The following is a 19,489-nucleotide window of genomic DNA, read 5'->3' on the forward strand; positions in this document are numbered from 1 at the left end:
TCATTATTTTAAGATTATTAATTTAAAAATCATAAAGCGCTAGGGCTACCAAACATCTCATCCAACGCTTTGACCAGCTCAAACGGTATTTGCCACTGAATCCGCCCATAATTCTGTGCACCTTGTGAGTCAATACCACGCAAGAATACATACTCTACTGCGCCTAAATACTGTGTTTCATTACCGACGTAATCATTTAAACGCAGACGTAAAAACCGATGCAAAGCCACTTGATAAATGGCGGCTTGTAACCAGTAGCCTGCTTTATTCATAGCCGCGCTTAGACTTTCATTATTATAATTACTTAGGCTATTACCTAAATAGTTACTTTTATAATCAACCACATAGTACTTGCCAGCGTACTCATAAACGAGGTCAATCTCACCGCGTAAGTACCGATAAATATGATTAGCATACTGCGGAGTGAGCTCAATATGCTTCTCCGGCTCATCAGGTAAATATTGCGCAAAGATGCGGTTGATACCTTCAGGGGTGAAGTCTTCTGACAATCCCATGTTAAAGCCAAGCTCAGCGATACGGTTTTTAGGCGCTATTGCTTGTAAAGGCTGTCCAGAGGCCAGTAATGGAGCAGCCAATACATCAGCTACCCAAGCCATTAGCTCTTCATGAGCAACACCTATCTGACTTGTCTCAGTCAAATCCATATTGTCGGTATCAGGCTCGACAGGCAATGTCTTGCCTTGTTGTAATCGCTGCTGAGCGCTAGCGCTGGCATAACTGATTGGTAGCTGATACTGACGAATACTTTGATCAATAATAACGGACCATTTACTATTATCCGTAAAGTCTATCTTTTCAAAAACCTCATGCAAAAATGTACCGGCATTCGCCCCCTTCACAAAGCGGAAGCGAATGTCATCACTGGATATTAGATTGCTCTCATTACCGTTTAATGAGACCGTTTTACGCTCACCATCACTTTGAGACACCCGAGAATCAGAAGCTAGATGAATACTATCGGTTAGGTCTAAGTCATCTTCTATCGCATCATCAAATATCGCCAACGCTTGACTCTTTTCGCCAAGCTGACGCGATAGTGCGGTAAAGCTGGTCTTAGCCCAGCCTTTGAACGAGTTTAGTTGTATCTGGGCATAAGCGCTTTGGTAATCGATGCGTCGCGCTGTATCGGTAATCGATATAGATTCAGCAACGTCAGATTTTTTGGCAGTCTTGCTTATATCGGTCAGCGTTTTAGCAATAGGCTCAATAGCGGCGTATTCTAGCCAGCCCACATAAGGTTGTAGTCTATCCGGTAATACAAACTTATGATCGGCACAACTTAACCATTGTAGGCTTGGCTTACGCTCGGCATCGGTTTTGTTATAGCTATCTTTCAACACCATATATAACTGTTCACTGGCACGTGTAAAAGCAACGTAAGCCAGTCGTCTGAGTTCTTCATAGTTTTCCGTCGTTTCAAACTGGGCGTAATAATCGGTTGGTTTTTCGCCTTTAGCAGATTTACTATAGCGCTTGCCCTTACAGGCAGACAGGCGGCGTTCTGTCTTATTTTCTTCTGCTTCATGGTCATATAAAAACAAATTATGATTACTACGACCGCCCGCTTTAGGGCTAGCGCTATCCATACCGACAACATAGACAATCGGGAACTCAAGGCCTTTAGATTTATGAATGGTCATAAGCTGCACACCTGACTCTGTCGGTAGTGGCTGCTGCTGCGCCCATTCTGGCGTACGGCTACTATTGATGTTTTTCTTATACCAAACGAGCAGCTCATGCTCACCGATATGCATAGCATGCTGTGCTAAGATGTCGAGCAAATGCCGCAAGTCCATCAAGTAGCGAGCACCGTCTTCTAAGTCAGCAAGCCCCACCCACACATTTTGGCTCTTTGCTTGTCTATCGGATGACAAGCTATTTGCGCTAACCATAGGGTTACGAGCAAACAAATAATGCAATGCCGATAAAATACCATTGTGCTGCCAATGGGAAGCCGCCGTCTTTAAATATAACTGGAAGTCTTGATAGCGTTGTTTTAATTCTGCTTGCTCGGTATCTATTTTTCTGTCCGTTTGCTCAATATGAGTATGAGCATCGCTTTCACTGCTTTCGTTCCTTTCATCGTCATCGAGCATCAACGCTTGTACGTCATTGAGACTCATCTGATAAAAGTTACTGGTCAATACGCGGTTAATGATGTCACGGCGATGCGGGCGCAGCATGGCTTCTAACAAGGCGGCTAAGTCAGTAGAGATAGGCGTATCAAAGACATTTTTTTCAGCGGTTTCTAGCGTTGGGACACCAAGCTTGCTGAGCATGTCTTCAACCTGCTTTAGCTCATGCTTACGGCGACCCAGAACACCAATATCACTTGGCTTAATAGCTCGCCCTTCTATCGTTTGCCCACTTGCCAGCAACGCCGCGATATGCAGCGCGGTAAGCTCAAATGCATTATACTTGGCTTGTTTGTCATAAGGCAGATGAATCACACTAACAGGGCTATTAGATAAGATATCAGTATTTTCCGCTTGCACCTTTACCTGCCCTTCTATAGGCGTTTGCCATGAAAGTCGGGAGTTCGTGTTAGCGGCGGTTATATGCTGGTAGTAGATACTCTTACCCAACTGCGCCAATTGACTGGCGTTATCAAAGCTTGCATCTGGCAATTCTGAAGTCGGTCTGCCAAACCAGTGGTTCAAGGCAGTAATCAAGCGCTCATTAGAGCGGCGATTGACATCAAGCGTCATAATCCTGTCTTTGGCAAACATGGACTTCATCGCATTATAGTTGGCAACATCACCACCACGAAACCCGTAAATCGCTTGTTTTGGATCACCAACGAGCAATAGGAAGCCGCGATTGTTGCTCTGGCTCACACTATCATTACTTTTAGAAAGATAAATACGCTCAATCATGCGCGCCTGCTCACCATTGATATCTTGTGACTCATCAATCAACGCCACCGGATAATGATGGCGAATATAACGTGCCAGCCGCGCGCCTTGCTTACCTGACAATGCTTGGTTTAAGCGTACCATTTGCAGAGCAAAAGTAGTCTCACGACGCGCTTCTAATATCGATGGCAGTTTTTGGCGCACTTTGAGGGCGATGTCGCGGTTAAGGTTTTCAACCAATGCATTTAAATAGAGCTTAATTTGTTCGCTATAATTGCGTAATGCGGCTAATAACTGGATACCTTTAAAATTAGCAAGGATTTGTCGCTGTTCATCAAATTTCTTTTTAAAAAGGTTCCCACCTTCTTCTTCACTAACAAAAACATCGGACACTAAACCATAAAAACTTTCAGAATCAGCATCTAAATGCGCAAAAAAAGCAGCTTCGTATTGAGAAACTAATCTCTGAATAGTAACAATAGAGTAGATGGTTTTACCGAATATACCGCCTTTTTTTAGCCCTTTTTCAATACCGAACTCTATATCAAAATATGGCTGCAACTCTGTTAAATCACAATTTTTAAATTCAGCTAATGCCTGCTGATAACCAGTAAAGTCTATCTCCTCACCCATATCAACATTCTCGATAGGCGTTGAAATAAATTGCATGGATTTTTGCGCGACGCCAATATGATCAGCAGGCGCAGTCAAACGATTGGTATGCTGCAGTAATTGATAAATCTCGTGCTTTTGGTTAAACAGATAGCTGTGATGTGCGCGTACGGCATCATGAATGATGCTTTCTATCACTATTTGTTCTTGGTCGCTTATCTGTACGCCTTGTTGATACCCAGTTTCGGCACTATATTCAGACAGCCATTTTTGTGACAAGCTATCCAAGGTACCAACAAACAGTTTATCTAATGTCGTTAGTACCAATGCACAGCGCCTCATAGCATCTGCTAATGGATAATCTTCAGTATGATCTAATAAATATGTCAGCAGGTGGCTATTGATAGAATCTGCCATCAAATCGGCGTTACCAGATAGCTTAGCCTTTCCTTCTAACCATTCTTTACGTGCCTGACGTTGCTCTGCACTTACCTTGTTATCTGATGTAAGTGCTTCATTATTTGATTGTTTATCGTTAGGACTGTCTTTATCAGTATTTCTATTATTAGTCCTGTCGTTGTTAGCTACAAGCTGCGGGTAAAGAATAGAATGCGTGCTTGGGTTGGCTTGGACGTTATTGAGCCATTGTAATAATTGATAAAAATCAACCAAGCGGTCATGGATACGTTGGCGCATCTCCGCAGCAGCGGCGCGAGTAAAAGTGGTGGCAATAATATGCTCAGGCGCACGTTTTGCTTCGATAAGCAGCCGCAAAACAATACCCGTCAAAGTCCACGTCTTACCCGTACCCGCTGAGGCTTCTATCAAATACTTGCCGTTTAACTTGATACGAATCGCAGGTGGCTCTTCTGGCTTATCAGCTACGTTATTAACGATATCTTCAGGTGAAATATGGCTATAGCTATAGTCATGACCGACATTATCTAAGCCATTAGCAGTATTGATAGCGTTGTTATATTGATCCATAAAAATCACTTGTTCAAAGTCGTACGATTAACATCATTATTATTCATTAGTCATTAGTCATTAAACGCTTAGCACTAAACGCCTTTATAAGGCTATTAGCGCTTCGTCCATTGCCGCAAATAAAGGCGCTGATAAGGCTGGCAGAGCGTCTTTTAACTTGGCAAAAACATCTTGTTTATAAAGGATATATTGCCATAGCTCATGCTGTGAGCAAGTGTCATAGATAACATCGCTGTTAAAGCTCGGCCATAACCAACTTTCAAAGTCACTACGCTTCGGCTGATAATCGCTATCTTTTGCTTTGGCTTCATTGAGCTTATCAAGATAAGAAAGCGCATGAACAGGCAGCACCGTCATCGGTATCTTGCCAGCCATATGTGCAAACCTTATCCATTTAAGCAATTCTGCCAAAGCTGTATCATAAGCAATAGGCGCAAGCTCAAAAGTGGTTTTACCTTTAAACTTTTTATACTCATCGCTACCTTTATTAAAGCGCCAAATACTCCTACCGTCACCAGCAGCAACTTGCGCGTCAGTGGTATGGCGCGCAACCTGCCAATAAACATGCGCCAACCAAAAATGCAGTAAATATTGCGTACGTGCGCTATTAGGCCGAATATTTAACCACAGCTCAGGTGAAGATGACTGGTTTTGTGATTTATCAAGGCTAGAATTATGATTATGATTGGCAACGGGCACCATACCTTTGATCTGTAATTTGCCTTGTGGATTTATATCTGGGGTCACAACCGTGGTCATGGTCTCCGCACAAGGGCTTAGTAAGACTCTACTATTACTAGCACTACCATGAGCCTCTATCCCTAATGACGATAGCTGATCAGCAAACTCTTGGTATTGCTGTTGCAGTTTAAGCTGCTGATACCGCAGCGTAGATTGACGCGCCACGCCAGCTGGCATGACTGGGTCGTATAGTAGTTTGCTGATAGGTTTTTTAGTCTGGCTACTAATACTTGCTTTATCATTTACCTCATCAGTAACGATATCGCTCTCTTTATTTAATTCATCAAGCAGCTGCGTATTCACAGCATAAGCGCTTAGACCTGATAATGACAAAGGCTCTTGGTGCGCCATTTCATCTTCAGGTAAGACCACGTGTACCTGCTGCTCGCGTAAAAACTGCTTGGCAGGATGACGCACTTGGTAGTATAGCGACTGCATATCGACTTGGTTAATCTCAAACCGCTCTTCTATACCCGCTACCACAGCATGGGACGAAGCGCTATTTAAAACAATACGTTGAGCAATATTTCTATAATCCTCGCTGCTAGGTAGATTAACCTTAATGGCTGGCAAGCTGGCGTCATCGTGAGTATGCAAGCGCTCAAACACCTCATGCCATACTTTGGCTGGGGCGTTGGTACTTTGTTGGTACAGCTTTTCTTTTTGCATAGCACGCGCCAGCAAGTCCATCAATGCTTGGCCATCCTCTTCGCTAGCTGTTAGGTTATCTGAGCCAACGGCATCACCCGCTGATTGCACAAATACCTCTTCGGCAAAAGGCAACGCGGGATGACGGGTCACTAACCACTGTTCAATCAGCTTGGGCAGATAACGCTGCACTTGCGCTGCCAAAGCCGATTGCTCATCACCATTAGCAGTCGTTAAAGATTTGCTCTTAAGCTGCTCAGTTTTTAACGGATCCCACTGCCATTGCACTTCACCTTGTAAAAACTGCAATAACTCACTCACCGGATTGGCAGGCAAGTGCTCATGAGCATCGGTCAAGCGCTGACCATTATAAAAAATCCAGCAGGCATTGCGCGCACACAATAATGCATCCAAAAACGCCCCATTGTCATCATCTTCGCTAAACCTATCACCGCGGCGTGCCAGCCCAGACTTCATCAAATCATAACGATTGTCGCGGTCACGATTGGGGAACTCAGCCAAATCCATATTGAGCATCACCACCAAGCCAAACGGTACGTTGCGCAATGCGCCAAAACGCCCAAAGGTAATCACCCCTGTCGGCTCGGCACTAACCTGTTGGCTCTCTAGCTCGTCTTCGATACTATCGAGCATAAAGCTCAGTTTTAATGGCAGATTGCTGACTTGTGATAATTTTAATTCTACTTGGCTAGCTTCGAGTTGTAATGAGATTGATAGATTCTCTGGCGTTTCGTTGTCGACTGTCGTATGCGGCCGATTGTCGTTTTCGCTATGGTAGTGCTGATAATGACGGTTGGCACGTAAACTGCTCTTAAAGCCATTCATGGCATTAAAGATGGCGCGCATGGGACGGGTTTGATCAAGGGCGCCAAAATACGGATGGATGATATGGTTCTCAATATTATTGAGCCATTTTTCGGCATTATAACGGGCTTCAAACTCGTAACGGCAAAGATGCAAGCCATTATAGACACGGCATAAGGCTTCAATAATCGCCGCATCCGCCAAACTAATCGCTGACATAGGCACGGTTTTTTCCGCTAAAGCATTGTCTTGCCAGTTATCAGGATATAGGCAATCACTAATCTGCGCCTCGGGCATGACCAAACCTAGTGCCACTTTATCTAGTGCATGAGCAAAGCTAAACCGATAATCATAGTCGTCTACATCAAGGGTTTGCTGCAAATGCGCCTCATCAAAACCGCGTACAAATCCTGCTTGCTCTAATAAGTCACAGGCGCGACTCATCTGCTCATGCGTCAAGCCGAGACTTTCATATAACGGCGGCAGCATCAACCAATCAAAAACTGCAGCCGCTTCAAAGCGAGCGCTCTCGCTCCCTAATAGGCCATAAAAACCCCGTATCGCTTCCCATAACTGGCGAATCGACTTATCGACTACACCGGTGACTTTAGCCGGTAGCGTCAGACCATCTTGCCCTTCGCCATTAACAAATACCGAATTAATCAATTCATGATGACGATCGACATCAGGGAGTAATACCACGACATCAGACAGATGACGCGTGCTACTATCTTCGTTCGGCTCATTTAACCAACGTCCAATCATACCGCGTAACACTTCAAGCTGACGCTGTAAATTATGGCAAGAATGAATGCTTAGGCTATTATCATATTGCGATAATTGCCATTGGCGCGGCTGATCATAGCGCTTGCCTTTTAAGCTATCATCGCTATACCATGAGTTAGAATTATTATATCTGCTTAGGCTATTATTATCACTAGTCTCTTCATTGCTCGAAGTGCTATTAGTATTGGTATTTGAATCATTCTGCATTTGCTTGCTCAGCGCAGCACTTAAACGCCCAGCAGTCGTTTGCTGCGTTGCGCTTTCATCCAGCATAAGGACATCTTGTTGCAGGTGCGCGAGTAGACTGAGCGGACGCTCGGCTTGTGCGTCAGTTTTAGGCTGATAGCCGACATCAAACTTATCTTGCCAATCAAGCTTAAAACCTTTTTTGTCTTCATTACCCGATAGGCTTGCCAGCATGGCAAAAGTCTCACGCGACTGCTTACCCAAACGTGACAATAGCGTGTGCCCATAATCTCGTAGAAACACGCTTTCAGGGTTAATCACTTGCTGACGCTGTAGCCACTGTTTATCAACGATATCTGCCCAAAACAGTTGCGACGGATTGTAATGTAATAAAGTGATATCCATGTAAGTGGATAAGCGCTGTAAGAAATTCAGCTCGTTCTGTGGCAATTGTTGAATGGTAAAAATATGCAGCTGGGTTGGCAGTATCGTTTGTATATCTACCCCACTATCAGCCTTATCTTGCGCCATGATTTGCCAAAAGCGCGTCTCAATAGAGGCGCGATGCTCATACACCGAAGCAAACAATAACCGCCATAAGTGCCGCTGAGCGACTTCAAGCTCGGTATAATGCGCAACTAGCCATTCAGGCGTGCTACCAGCATACTTGTCAAACTCCATGGTTAGCTTGTCTTTTTCAGCGACCAGTAGCTCGACATCAACCGCTTTATTATCAGACCATAAGGTCAGCCAGTCCTCACGGTGGGTCAAATAACGGCTAAATACCCGTGAAAAATCTGTCGCCAGCGACCATAGACGCACATCTTGCTGACTACGATCGGCCTCTTCATCGAGTAACGCCGATAGCAGCGGATACAAAGGATGCTTATCATCGGCCATAATCTGCGCTTGATAATAGGTAAAGTAACCAAACAGCCGCCATTGCATCACAGCCCCAGTTAATACCGCAACCTCAGGCACCGTCACAATCTCTTGCTCGCGCTGATTGGCCTCAAGCCAGACATTGTGCTCAGCCAAGACCTTTTGCATCAAGGTCCACTGATACTGACCCCAAAACTTGGTGGTCACCAAGGTACTGATACCCGCTTGACTGGCAATCGATTTGTCCAGCCAATCGCCCAATACCATCGATGGCACAATGACAATAAACTCTTCAAAGATAGGCAAGTTTTTAGACTGATAAGCAGTCAGTAATTGCTCAACTAAGTGTTCGGTACGGTGCGACTGAATAATGGTAAACATAAAGGATAGTCTGATTGAGTTGATAAGGTGAATGCTAAGAGGAAAACTTATACCCTCAGAACGCTATTTTGAACTGACTATAGATTCTTAATGCATATTGATAGTTATTAAGAAACACACTAAAGGATACTCACCAATCCATGTTTCGCAGTCGTTACTACTCTATATTTCTGCTAGCATAATGACCGTAATTCAATACTAAACATCTTAAATACTAAGCATCTTAAAATAATGCTAACAGCTAACGATGACTGCCTCATTACTTATAAGCTTGAGAGATTATAAAAAAAAGCAAATATGAGTGTGCCATTGATACTGGCTATTTACCAGTTTATTCACTGCGCTAGCATGACGTCACGACAGTCAGTGTCGCGCTGTTATACCGCTTATCGTTGCTGAAAGATTATTGAGCTGTAAAACAAGATAGTGTTATTTTCATTATGTCGCAGTTTGCCATTGTTGCTACTTAAGCGTTCAATCATTTTCTATATTAACGAGATATTATAATACTATGCCTTTGCGTCCCATTGATGCCATCTTCGTTCATCCTAAACGGCGATTATATGTTGTATATTATCGCGGTGAGCTGTGGGCACTGCCACGCATGAAAATTGATGATAGGTCGTGGCAAAATAGGCAGCCCTATACCGATGATAGTACCTCGCTTTATCTAAGCATTCATCAAGCCATCAGTGACCCCGTGCTCGCGCAAAAACTACGTACTTTGAACTTGCCAGCGGCAGTTCGCGGCAGCACGTTACCACGCTTTGAGGCCTGGTGGGAGACAAATGGTTTTAAGTGGCTAAAAGATAAGCTTGCGACAGGTGAATCACCATTAGCCGCTCACCAAACGGGAGCGCCTAAAATAGCGGAAACAAAAGCGATTGACAAGCAGACGGCTTCCCCTTCAAACTACCAACCTGCGCCATTAAATAACGATAGCAGCATTAAGCAAAAAAGTAGCGAGCAACCAACAGCGGCTGTAGAAGTAACAGATATTTTTGCTGATATGTTGGCAGATTTGGCAGACGAAGTGTTAAATCAACACGAGTAAATCTGCTACCATTTATCCTCTATACAAATCATTGATGACATTAACCAAGAAAAGAACGATAGCCTATGAAAGATTACAAGCTGCTATTAGCGGGGCTTATTTTACTGCTGTTGATTATTTTTATCGCCATCTTTACTTGGTTATGGACCAGTAACCGCAAAAACATGGATCCTCTGCCCATTTTGGCAAACAACAATGATTCATCGACTGCGGATAATGACGAAAATGCCATTGCTAAAAGCACCTTGCATATACAAGCAGAAGACAAGCTAGAAGCGCCTCTAAACGCTGTTATCGCAAGCTTTCAATCACGCTATCCGCATGTGCAGATAGCGACTAACTATGTCTCTTCTGCTGCCATTCTCACTTTATCTGATAGTGACTTTAGCGACAGTAATCGCACTGACGATGAGCGTGCGTCTTATGTCATTAATACCGATTTGATTATTGCCAATGGCAAGCTGTCAAAAGAGCGCTTATCACCATTGCAAGAAAAAATAAAGACGGCTCAAGATAAGCACAATCGAAGCAAAGTGAATAATAGCACTGCGCAAGATAGTATGGTAGAAGACGGGGTTGGTGAAAATGGTAAGACTGATGCTGAAGTTGCGGCTCAAGCCAAAAGCGATAATACTAATACCCGTAGCATTAGCTCTTTTAGCTATGCCTTACAAGATACGCAAACAGTAGATGGCGTTGTATTAACGCAGAACCCTGCTGCGATTAACTTTAGAAACTTTTTGCTCTCAAGTACCGGTCAAGATATCTTAAGTCATTATAATTATAACAATATCGACGGCTATAAGAACGATATGGCTGATTTGTTCAAACCCAGCTCACGTGCCAAACAAGCAACAGGTGAGCACTCAGTAGATGTGGGCGACGCGCTTAGCAATGGTAAATAATCATAAATCCCGATGCCTAATGATTACTCATTGCTTTTATAAATCATTTTTTCTACAATGGCACTCCATTACGCGCCTATAGCTCAACAGGATAGAGCAGTTGCCTCCTAAGCGATCGATCGGGGTTCGAGTCCCTGTGGGCGCACCACAATACATACCTTTAACACCCTTTAACGCCCTGCCAGCATAGCTTTCAGGGCTTTTTTGTGCCCTTTATCTACCAGTAGATACCATTAAATACCAGTTGCATACTGGATAAATTACAGTATTCTATACAGTATCGAACCAAAAACCACTAAAAGGATACTGTATAAAATGGCTAAATTTGTCAAACCCCTTACAAACACTCAGGTTAGCAGCGCCAAGGCTACTGACAAAATCCAAAATCTTACCGATGGCGGTGGTTTATATTTGCACATCAGCAAGGCTGGCACGAAATCATGGCGGCAAGATTTTACAACCCCTATTACCAAGAAGCGCGTGACAATGACGCTTGGGCAATATCCTGAGATTGGCTTGGCAGACGCAAGGCGACTAAGGGAATCTATCAAGGCTCAATTAGCTAATGGTGAAGACCCGCGCAAGGTCAAGAAAGACGATGAACGGCAACAGCTGCTAGAATCCAATAACACCTTTGAGATAATAGCGGAAGAGTACATATCAAGACAGACACACCTATCACCCGCCACACACTCAAATAATAGACGCTATGCCGCCTATTTAAGCGAGGTTATAGGTAACATGCCAATCAGCCAAATCAAACCTATCGACGTGCTGGACGCTTGCAAGCTTGTCGAATCTAAGGGCTTTCTTGAAACAGCATTAAAAATGAAGTCGCTGGCGGGTCAAGTATTTAGGTATGGCGTACAGACAGCAAGATGTGAGCGTGATGTGACACAAGACCTCAAAGGGGCTTTAAAACAGCCACCAGTGAAGCACTACCCTGCCATATTAGACCCTGAAGAGTTTGGCGCTATGTTACGGGATATTGATGATTACAACGGCTTATTCGAGACTAGGAGCGCCTTAAAATTAATTGCGATGTTATTTGTCAGGGCTGGTGAAATACGCTATGCTAAATGGGATGAGTTTGACTTAGAAAAAAAGACTTGGATTTTTACACCCCGCAAGACAAAACGCAAGATTGGCACGTCATTAGTTGTACCGCTGCCTGATCAAGCGATTGAGATATTAACCGCCCTTTCCGAGCATAGAAGGAGTGAGTTCGTCTTTCCTGCCATTCACACCAGCGTCCAACCAATGTCCGAAAACACCATGAACCAAGCTCTCAAGCGGCTTGGCATTGCTGGTGATATTCACACCATACATGGCTTCCGCGCCAGCGCCCGCACCATGATTGTCGAACAGCTCAACTTTAGTGAACAATTGGTTGAAATGCAGCTGGGTCATCGCGTGCGTGACATGCACGGTCGCGCGTATAACAGAACCACCCTGCTCAAAGAACGTACAGAAATGATGCAAAAATGGGCTGATTATTTAGATAGTTTGAAGTTATGAACAATAAAGTGAGCTCTGCTATTCAACGCATTAGAGCTCATTTTATTTTGCTTGTGCTTCGTTTTCAGGAACTCCTAGACCAAGACGGTATAAGATAAGTACTAGCATTTCCTTGATTGGCAGATTTTTCGAACGATCCAAGCGACTTTTTATAATCCTCATGAACCTCTTTGCCGTTTTCATATGTCACTCCAACTTCAGCTTGAGCAGGAGTAAATCCTTGTTCTTCCGTTTTTTTCACTTCATAGTATTTGAATAGTTTTACTGAATACCGTCACCCCTATCGTACTTCAAGCCAAGACTGTATTGAGATAACATATTTCCCTGATCTACTAATGCTCTAATATTTGGAATGTGCGCCTCCTCAGACTGAGAAGCCAATAATTCCTTTGCAAGTGTGGCGGCTGAGGTATGAAACTTACTTTTTTTAGGTGATATTATTAATACTGGAGCTTGATAAATAGATACTCAGTATTTTTTCTCATGCACAAAAACCTTAAATATCAATTCTAAACAGTTGCCGAAAATTTACCAATCGTTTACAGTTGGGTAAATATTACCCTGGTGATTGTTCATGAGAAACTTAGTTATTGTTGGTTTGGTCTTAGCTCTTGCTGGGTGTGGTGGTTATGATGATGTTGACGCCATGAGAGACGCTACTATGGGATCTACTGGCGTCGTCGGTGGCAATAATGGCTCTAACAGTGGTAATACAAACAAATGCTATGAACCTAATGTGCTGAATGCCACTGGGACACGTGTTATCGATGGTGATACGGTAGAGGTTACCCAAGCATCAGGACAAAGCGAGCGTGTACGCTTACTAGGTATTGATGCACCAGAGTCGGCACAAGAGTATGGAACAGAAAGCACTACTGCCCTATCTCAGTGTGTAAATAATGCGATTGTTACTATCGAGTGGACTGAAAGAGATAGGTATGATCGCCTGCTTGGTAAGGTTATTGCCAATAACGTTGACTGTAACCTGAATCAATTGCAAAAAGGTGCAGCTTGGCATTACAAGGAATATCAAAGTAGTCAGACACCTTACGATCGCATTGAGTATGCCAACGCTGAGATTGTGGCGCGTTCAAACGGTAGAGGCTTGTGGGCAAATCGATATCCTATAAAACCATCCGATTATCGAAGCGGTAAAAATAGCTCTGACCTTAACTTTAATAATGATCGTTTGCCATCAAAAGGTGCTAGCAAGTGCTATAGCAAACCTAGCGCAGGTAGTTCTGACACTGTTATTCCATTGCCACCTACCAGCTCTATCTGCAGCAATTTTATCAAGAAAACCTGTAGTCAGATAACAACGTGCGTAGAAGCTGAACAGCAACTTCTATGTGGCAATACACAGATTGATGGCGATAAGGACGGTGTGCCATGCGAATCAATATGTCCAGGTGGCTAATTAGCATCGCTGTCTTATCGTTAGCTGCATGCACCCCTTCTCAAGATGACAGCCAAGCTCGTCAATTTGTTTCTGGCTATGTTGCGGTGCATGAAATGTTCTGGTCTGCTGATCATGATACGCCTTACCCATTTACGACATCAGGTGAAATATCCTGTGTATATTATCCAACGTTTGGCACTGAGGTGTATTTTGAACCTGCAGGCTATATTGACGAGTCCTCTATTGGTACTCCGCTTAATAAAGTTGCTGCAGAGTCTCTAAAGCAAGCAGGTCTGGTTCCAAACGTGCCTTATAGCATCAAGCAAGGCGCTGATTTGAGTGAGGCTAGAGAGATTGGGTTGGAGCTGTGCGATGAGCAAAGAGGTAAGATTGAGGATAGCAGCTAGAAAAACGGTAAATAAAACGACAGCGGTTGTCGCTTTTTTAGATTTATATATTAACTTTTAATTCCAAATACGTGATGATGTAAGCATTCAATAATGTTCCTACTACACATCTTCGTTATTACTGGATGTGAACTATTATTGGAGCAGTAATGACTATTATAGTAAAAGCAAGTATCATCCACCAAATCCTTAAAGAGGTTAGACAGCAGAATTCTGAGCCACCAATTATAAGAGACAGCCTACACTCTGATTCGGTCCAAGTTGTCAAATTAATAAATTTTTTGGATGAACAACTAGCTAAACACGGATTAGCTCACTCTAACTCTAAATCATTCGATAATAACAATACTTTAAGCAATATAATAAAAGAGCACCTATTTGTTAAAGAGTACTTAAGCCTTTTAAAATTCGAATTCTTTAACGAGAGAAATCACAACTTTGTTTTATTACAGAATAATAACGATCTAGACTTTAGTATTCAACCGCCACCAGAATTATCAGAATTACCTGATACATTAAGTGCTGAGTCGTTCCAGCAGACTAAGTTAAGACGTATTTCTAACCTATTGACCAAAGCTTTGCATTATCATATTTATAAAGAAGATATGACCACTGGCGATCATCTTCCAATTATCTTTTACAATGAAAACGGTAAACATTACTTATATATAGCACTGCTAAGCCTAACTGATAATATAACAATTGACGAAGCTACAGGTGATATTCTTGATATTAAGCACATTGATGCTTCAGCGCTCAAGATTGCCTGCAGAATAGACATAGATATGCTTATGGAACATCATCAACAATTAGAAATAGAGGGCTACGAACCGAAAAGCTATGTTGCTTGGATTCAGCGAGGTACAAGTGAAAAAATAGCTGAGTATATTCAAAATTTTATACCTGTAATGTTTAGACTGGACGATAATACTGCTACAACAAAGATAATGAAAACCCTAAATGCATACCTCTCTCAAAGTATATTTAACGACAAAAGCAGAAAAGAAATCCATAGTGATGTATTAACTACATTAAAAGCAAAAGCAAAAAGCAAAACGTTAATCAATATTACTGAAGATATTGACCCTATAATATCTACAAAAGCTCAGTCTGTGAGTCTCAATATAACAGACGAAAGTAGTTTTAAGACATTTAGAGAAAATAATGGGTATGCAGCAAATGACGAAGATAATAGCAACATCTTTGCCCCTGCCAAAAAACCGCTTCAAAACTTTGAAATGTTTGATTTTAGTATAGGTGGCGAAAACTTTATTAAGATAAGTGGTAAGCAGATTCAACTTGGCGATAAGATGAGAATCAATGACGATGATGTTAGTAACCCAGTTTTAGAGATTACACTAGACGCTGACGAATTATTAACCGTTCAAAAAGCCTTTGATAAAGCAAAACAATATGATAGAAACGAAGATACTAACGCTGATTGAACAAGGTACTGATATTGTTTTTAAACAGAACAATATTAAAGGCAACCTTGTGCTAAAAAATGCAGAACAAGTAGCGATGATAAAGCTATTTGAAAGTGGGAATCTAACAAAATATGTGCTCTTTGAAACTAGCGCGCTCTCCTACAAAGTTGGAAGTGATATTGATTTCACTTTAACACTTAACAACTCATCGGGCCATTACGCTTCATATCAAAGCTATATAGAACACACCTTAAACTCAAATGAAATAGAGCGCGATTCGGTTGTTTATGAAGATAAAGTCGGAGCGGAAAGCTTAATAACTTCTCTAGAGGTAATACATAATTTTATCTATTGCTTGAAAAAACATTACTATTATCAAAACAATCAAATTGTCATTTTTGCACAAACACATTGTGAAATACCAATCCAAATAAGGGCTACTGAAAAATATTTACAGATTGCTAAGAGTTATCAGCAGTCAGAAGATCTACTCAACACTGTTAAAAAGCTAACTGATTGGTTAAACGCTGACATAAGTGATAATGACGAAGTTAAGAAATCATTACTCGTTCATGAAACAGAGAGAAACACGATAGTAGCTGTTGAATTACTAGATAAGCTAAGCAATCAGGATGCAGATAAAAGAATATTCTTTCTATTGGAAAATATCTTAAGTATTTATCAATCCATACTCTCGAGGTATTCTCTGTACCTTGATGATTTTAAGTTCTCAAAATTTAATGACAAAATCGCTGAACATGTAGAAAAGTTTTTAGAAAAAGCTAATGATATTATTACTGGTTTACAAAACCAAATTTTAGCAATACCCTTGGCAGTAGCTCTAATCTCTATCACAAAAACCAACTCAGGCATTAATGGTTTTTTAGTGGGTTCTTTCATGATCTACTGCTCTATGGTCTTATACGCCACATTACAACAGGTCTATAATTTATGGCACCTGAGATGTCAGACGAGAAATTTCGTCACTGAGAATGATATACCTAAAGAACTTAAAGATAAGTGGGACAGGGAAATAGCTCCTGTTAAAATTAAGATAGTAATTCATGCTATTTATCTTGTTGGTGTAGCGTTATTACTTACTCTCGTTATTACTAACTGTCTTTCTTATTTTCATACTTGGAGTTATTGCTACATCTTCAACCTTCTGCCTTTCGCTTTGTCTAATTAGCAATAGATTTTGGATTATCAAAAAGCATCACAACAGGAGAGTATGGATTTCGACAGCTAAATAGCAAGCAATACTATAGCTAATCGCCCACATCACAGTGGGTTTTTTATCGCTTAAACTTCACCCAATTCAATACAAATAATAGTTGACCATATAGTCCATAAAATCACATAGGGTTTTCAATAAACTGGTATAGAATCTGCTGAATAATAATAAGGAGCAACAAATGTCTCAGTTTAAATACCATTTATTAATCGCCGCTGCCCTAACGATCGTCTTCACCACTGCCACTATGATCATCATCATTTAGGCTAGCACTCTATTTTAACCCTGTGTACTCAGTAGTATTTCAGACAATAAAAAACCACCTTGATTGGCGGTTTTTTATTGCTCAATATAAGTCTTTTCGAATCCAATTGGGTAAGTAGTCAGACCGATAATCAGTTATCCAAGTATCTATCCATACAAGAGCTGCAAAAACTAATGCTCCTAATGCCGCTATAGTGAGACCGTTTGATATATAAATAAGCAGATACACCAAAGAACCTGCATCTGTGACTGATTGCAGCCTACTATTAATTAAAGTTAACACCATTGATAATAAAAGAATAGGCAATACGCGAATAAGGCCACGAAAGCTATATAACATAAACCAACCCATTTTATTTAGCATAATGTTGAAACCCTTCTTAACCAGTACAAGTTTTCTTAGACTGGCTAATCTTGCCGTTATTACAGACAAATTTACCATCTTTGCAATGCGATACACCGCCCATGCTTTTAGAGCAAGGATAGTTCTGAGCATTCGCCTGTACGACTGGTGCCATCATAAATATAGATATAAAAAGTGCTGACCACATTTTCATAGGCTTCTACCTTAATAATAGAATAAAGAAAATTTGACCATAGCACTGTAGATCACCTCTATCAACAATAATTTAACTTATGTTTATAAATATAAGAAACGAATTATATTTACATTACTCCTAGATCATATGGGTTTTTCTACTCCAACTAAACTGCTGGCAGGAAGATATTTTAAACTGCCCCGACTTTATCAGAGGCTTATTGTTCATTTTGATATAGGAAGTCAGTACTGTAGCAATAATTATTATCAGATCGTTGAGCAGCATAAGTTGAAAGGCTCAATGTCCAGGCGTAGTAATTGCTTTGACTATACTTTAATAAAAAAATTCTCGTGTGAGGAGCACTGCTCCGCAAGGAAGAATGAGCCGGTGTATTACCAAGACTATAAAACAAGATTCGAAGCCATTAGCGATATCACTAAATACATTGAACTAGATTATAACCGAACTAGAATTCAAAAGGGTTTAGGCTGTCGATCGCCAAGGCAGGTGTGGTTTGACTTTTACCGTCAGGCTGCGTAACTAAAATCTCCCAAGTTTAACTGTACGGATTTGACGGCAGGGGTCAAAACTAGCACAGATAAGTTTTGTTAACGTCATGCGTAGGGTTTTTATAGGGTATACCAAATGAGACCATCCAAGAATATATATTTGAATATCACAATGCATATTAAAATAATAGGGGCTGTCCTAGATAAGTAAAATAATCTAGGATAGTCATATGAGAAAGAGTAGATTAAGTTGGTACAAACAAACTAAGCTTATCGAGCTATTTGTTGCTGGTTCTACCGCAAGAACAGCAGCAAGCTTAGTGAGTGTTAATAAAACAACAGCTAGCTATTACTTTCACAGGCTAAGACTACTTATTTATGAAAACAGTCAGGAACCAGGCCTTCTAGAAGGCGAAATAGAAGTTGATGAGAGCTAATTTGGCGGCAAACGCAAAGGCAAACGTGGTCGCGGTGCTGGTAACAAAGTTCCTGTATTTGGACTGCTTAAGCGTAATGGTAGCGTCTACGCTTGTATCATCCCTAATGCCAAAGCCGATACCTTAATCCCTATTATAAGAGAGAAAGTAAAGCCTGATAGTATTGTCTATACTGACTCATTCAGAAGTTACAACGCGCTTGATGTCAGTGAGTTTACCCATTACCGCATTAATCATTCAAAAGAGTTTGCACAAGACAAAAACCATATTAACGGAATAGAGAACTTTTGGAGCCAAGCCAAGCGACATATGCGTAAATATAATGGCATCCCAAAAGAGCATTTCCATCTGTTTTTAAAGGAATGTGAGTGGCGTTTTAATAACAGTGATCCAAAACGCCAATTACATCAACTAAAACAATGGGTTAAACAGGAACTGAACTAGTTATCTAGGACAGCCCCAAATAATAAATTATAGTGTTAACTTCATTAAATAATAGGATAAGCAGTTATGAAAAAGAGACTAGCAGCATTTTTGCTTACTGGCATTATGCTGACAGGGTGTACTAAAGCCATTAATACTCAAATGAATAGCATTCAAAACAATGTTCCAACCGTGAAATCGGATGTTGAGAAGGATTTTGAATATCTCACAGTACAAGCTAATCTAGGAGACGCTTCAAGCCAAGGACAATTAGGGCTCATATATTACTATGGTAAAGGCGTTTCTCAAGATTATTCAAAAGCATTTTATTGGTTACAACAAGCAGCTAACCATGGAGACAAAGAAATGCAGGGGATGCTGGCATTGATGTATGAGAAGGGTCAAGGCGTGGGTCAAAACGATGCTAAAGCATTTGAGTTATATAAAAA

General features: G+C 41.4%; 10 protein-coding genes, 1 tRNA gene and 3 pseudogenes. 11 read left to right on the forward strand and 3 right to left on the reverse strand.

Annotation, left to right across the window (positions count from 1 at the left end; all coding sequences use genetic code 11):
* Positions 1-29: 29 nt before the first annotated feature.
* Positions 30-4,475, reverse strand: coding sequence for a UvrD-helicase domain-containing protein (locus JMX13_RS10770; RefSeq protein ID WP_201612490.1), 4,446 nt, complete (start codon positions 4,473-4,475; stop codon positions 30-32).
* 84 nt (positions 4,476-4,559) lie between these two features.
* Positions 4,560-8,924 carry an exodeoxyribonuclease V subunit gamma gene (locus JMX13_RS10775; RefSeq protein ID WP_201612491.1) on the reverse strand — a complete coding sequence of 1,455 codons (4,365 nt, stop codon included), beginning with the start codon at positions 8,922-8,924 and terminating at the stop codon, positions 4,560-4,562.
* A 511-nt stretch (positions 8,925-9,435) separates the two neighbouring features.
* On the opposite strand from JMX13_RS10775, the gene JMX13_RS10780 reads away from it, so the two are divergent.
* The 8 genes from JMX13_RS10780 to JMX13_RS10815 all read left to right on the forward strand — a co-directional run bounded on the left by JMX13_RS10780 (position 9,436) and on the right by JMX13_RS10815 (position 16,823).
* Entirely contained in the window at positions 9,436-9,978 is a 543-nt protein-coding gene (locus JMX13_RS10780) for a hypothetical protein (protein WP_201612492.1), read from the forward strand.
* 65 nt (positions 9,979-10,043) lie between these two features.
* Positions 10,044-10,883 carry a hypothetical protein gene (locus JMX13_RS10785; RefSeq protein ID WP_201612493.1) on the forward strand — a complete coding sequence of 280 codons (840 nt, stop codon included), beginning with the start codon at positions 10,044-10,046 and terminating at the stop codon, positions 10,881-10,883.
* Between the two features lie 72 nt (positions 10,884-10,955).
* Positions 10,956-11,031 (forward strand) — tRNA-Arg (locus JMX13_RS10790).
* A 167-nt stretch (positions 11,032-11,198) separates the two neighbouring features.
* Positions 11,199-12,401, forward strand: a complete 1,203-nt coding sequence (locus JMX13_RS10795) for a tyrosine-type recombinase/integrase (RefSeq protein WP_201612494.1) — start codon at positions 11,199-11,201, stop codon at positions 12,399-12,401.
* 574 nt (positions 12,402-12,975) lie between these two features.
* Positions 12,976-13,818 carry a thermonuclease family protein gene (locus tag JMX13_RS10800; RefSeq protein ID WP_201612504.1) on the forward strand — a complete coding sequence of 281 codons (843 nt, stop codon included), beginning with the start codon at positions 12,976-12,978 and terminating at the stop codon, positions 13,816-13,818.
* Positions 13,803-14,207 carry a hypothetical protein gene (locus tag JMX13_RS10805; protein WP_201612495.1) on the forward strand — a complete coding sequence of 135 codons (405 nt, stop codon included), beginning with the start codon at positions 13,803-13,805 and terminating at the stop codon, positions 14,205-14,207. The genes JMX13_RS10800 and JMX13_RS10805 overlap by 16 nt, the downstream gene beginning before the upstream one ends.
* A 149-nt stretch (positions 14,208-14,356) precedes the next feature.
* Positions 14,357-15,652, forward strand: coding sequence for a nucleoid-associated protein (locus JMX13_RS10810; protein WP_201612496.1), 1,296 nt, complete (start codon positions 14,357-14,359; stop codon positions 15,650-15,652).
* Positions 15,621-16,823 carry a hypothetical protein gene (locus tag JMX13_RS10815; protein ID WP_201612497.1) on the forward strand — a complete coding sequence of 401 codons (1,203 nt, stop codon included), beginning with the start codon at positions 15,621-15,623 and terminating at the stop codon, positions 16,821-16,823. The genes JMX13_RS10810 and JMX13_RS10815 overlap by 32 nt, the downstream gene beginning before the upstream one ends.
* A 689-nt stretch (positions 16,824-17,512) precedes the next feature.
* Here the strand turns inward: JMX13_RS10815 and JMX13_RS10820 are convergent.
* Entirely contained in the window at positions 17,513-17,689 is a 177-nt protein-coding gene (locus tag JMX13_RS10820; RefSeq protein WP_201612498.1) for a hypothetical protein, read from the reverse strand.
* A gap of 192 nt (positions 17,690-17,881) precedes the next feature.
* On the opposite strand from JMX13_RS10820, the pseudogene JMX13_RS13695 reads away from it, so the two are divergent.
* From JMX13_RS13695 to JMX13_RS10830, 3 pseudogenes are all read left to right on the forward strand, one after another.
* Positions 17,882-18,211 (forward strand): annotated as a pseudogene (locus JMX13_RS13695) (IS3 family transposase); the annotation flags it as partial.
* A gap of 199 nt (positions 18,212-18,410) precedes the next feature.
* A pseudogene (locus tag JMX13_RS10825) lies at positions 18,411-19,061 on the forward strand (IS1595 family transposase).
* 66 nt (positions 19,062-19,127) lie between these two features.
* A pseudogene (locus JMX13_RS10830) lies at positions 19,128-19,489 on the forward strand (sel1 repeat family protein); the annotation flags it as partial.

This window comes from Psychrobacter immobilis (genome assembly GCF_904846285.1).
GTDB lineage: Bacteria > Pseudomonadota > Gammaproteobacteria > Pseudomonadales > Moraxellaceae > Psychrobacter > Psychrobacter immobilis_D.

Excerpts from the sequence above, each read along its gene's own strand:
- JMX13_RS10770 (WP_201612490.1), bottom strand. The coding sequence starts at position 4,475 with ATGGATCAATATAACAACGCTATCAATACTGCTAATGGCTTAGATAAT.
- JMX13_RS10810 (WP_201612496.1), top strand. The coding sequence starts at position 14,357 with ATGACTATTATAGTAAAAGCAAGTATCATCCACCAAATCCTTAAAGAG.
- JMX13_RS10820 (WP_201612498.1), bottom strand. The coding sequence starts at position 17,689 with ATGAAAATGTGGTCAGCACTTTTTATATCTATATTTATGATGGCACCA.
- JMX13_RS10775 (WP_201612491.1), bottom strand. The coding sequence starts at position 8,924 with ATGTTTACCATTATTCAGTCGCACCGTACCGAACACTTAGTTGAGCAA.
- JMX13_RS10800 (WP_201612504.1), top strand. The coding sequence starts at position 12,976 with ATGAGAAACTTAGTTATTGTTGGTTTGGTCTTAGCTCTTGCTGGGTGT.
- JMX13_RS10795 (WP_201612494.1), top strand. The coding sequence starts at position 11,199 with ATGGCTAAATTTGTCAAACCCCTTACAAACACTCAGGTTAGCAGCGCC.
- JMX13_RS10785 (WP_201612493.1), top strand. The coding sequence starts at position 10,044 with ATGAAAGATTACAAGCTGCTATTAGCGGGGCTTATTTTACTGCTGTTG.
- JMX13_RS10805 (WP_201612495.1), top strand. The coding sequence starts at position 13,803 with ATGTCCAGGTGGCTAATTAGCATCGCTGTCTTATCGTTAGCTGCATGC.
- JMX13_RS10815 (WP_201612497.1), top strand. The coding sequence starts at position 15,621 with ATGATAGAAACGAAGATACTAACGCTGATTGAACAAGGTACTGATATT.
- JMX13_RS10780 (WP_201612492.1), top strand. The coding sequence starts at position 9,436 with ATGCCTTTGCGTCCCATTGATGCCATCTTCGTTCATCCTAAACGGCGA.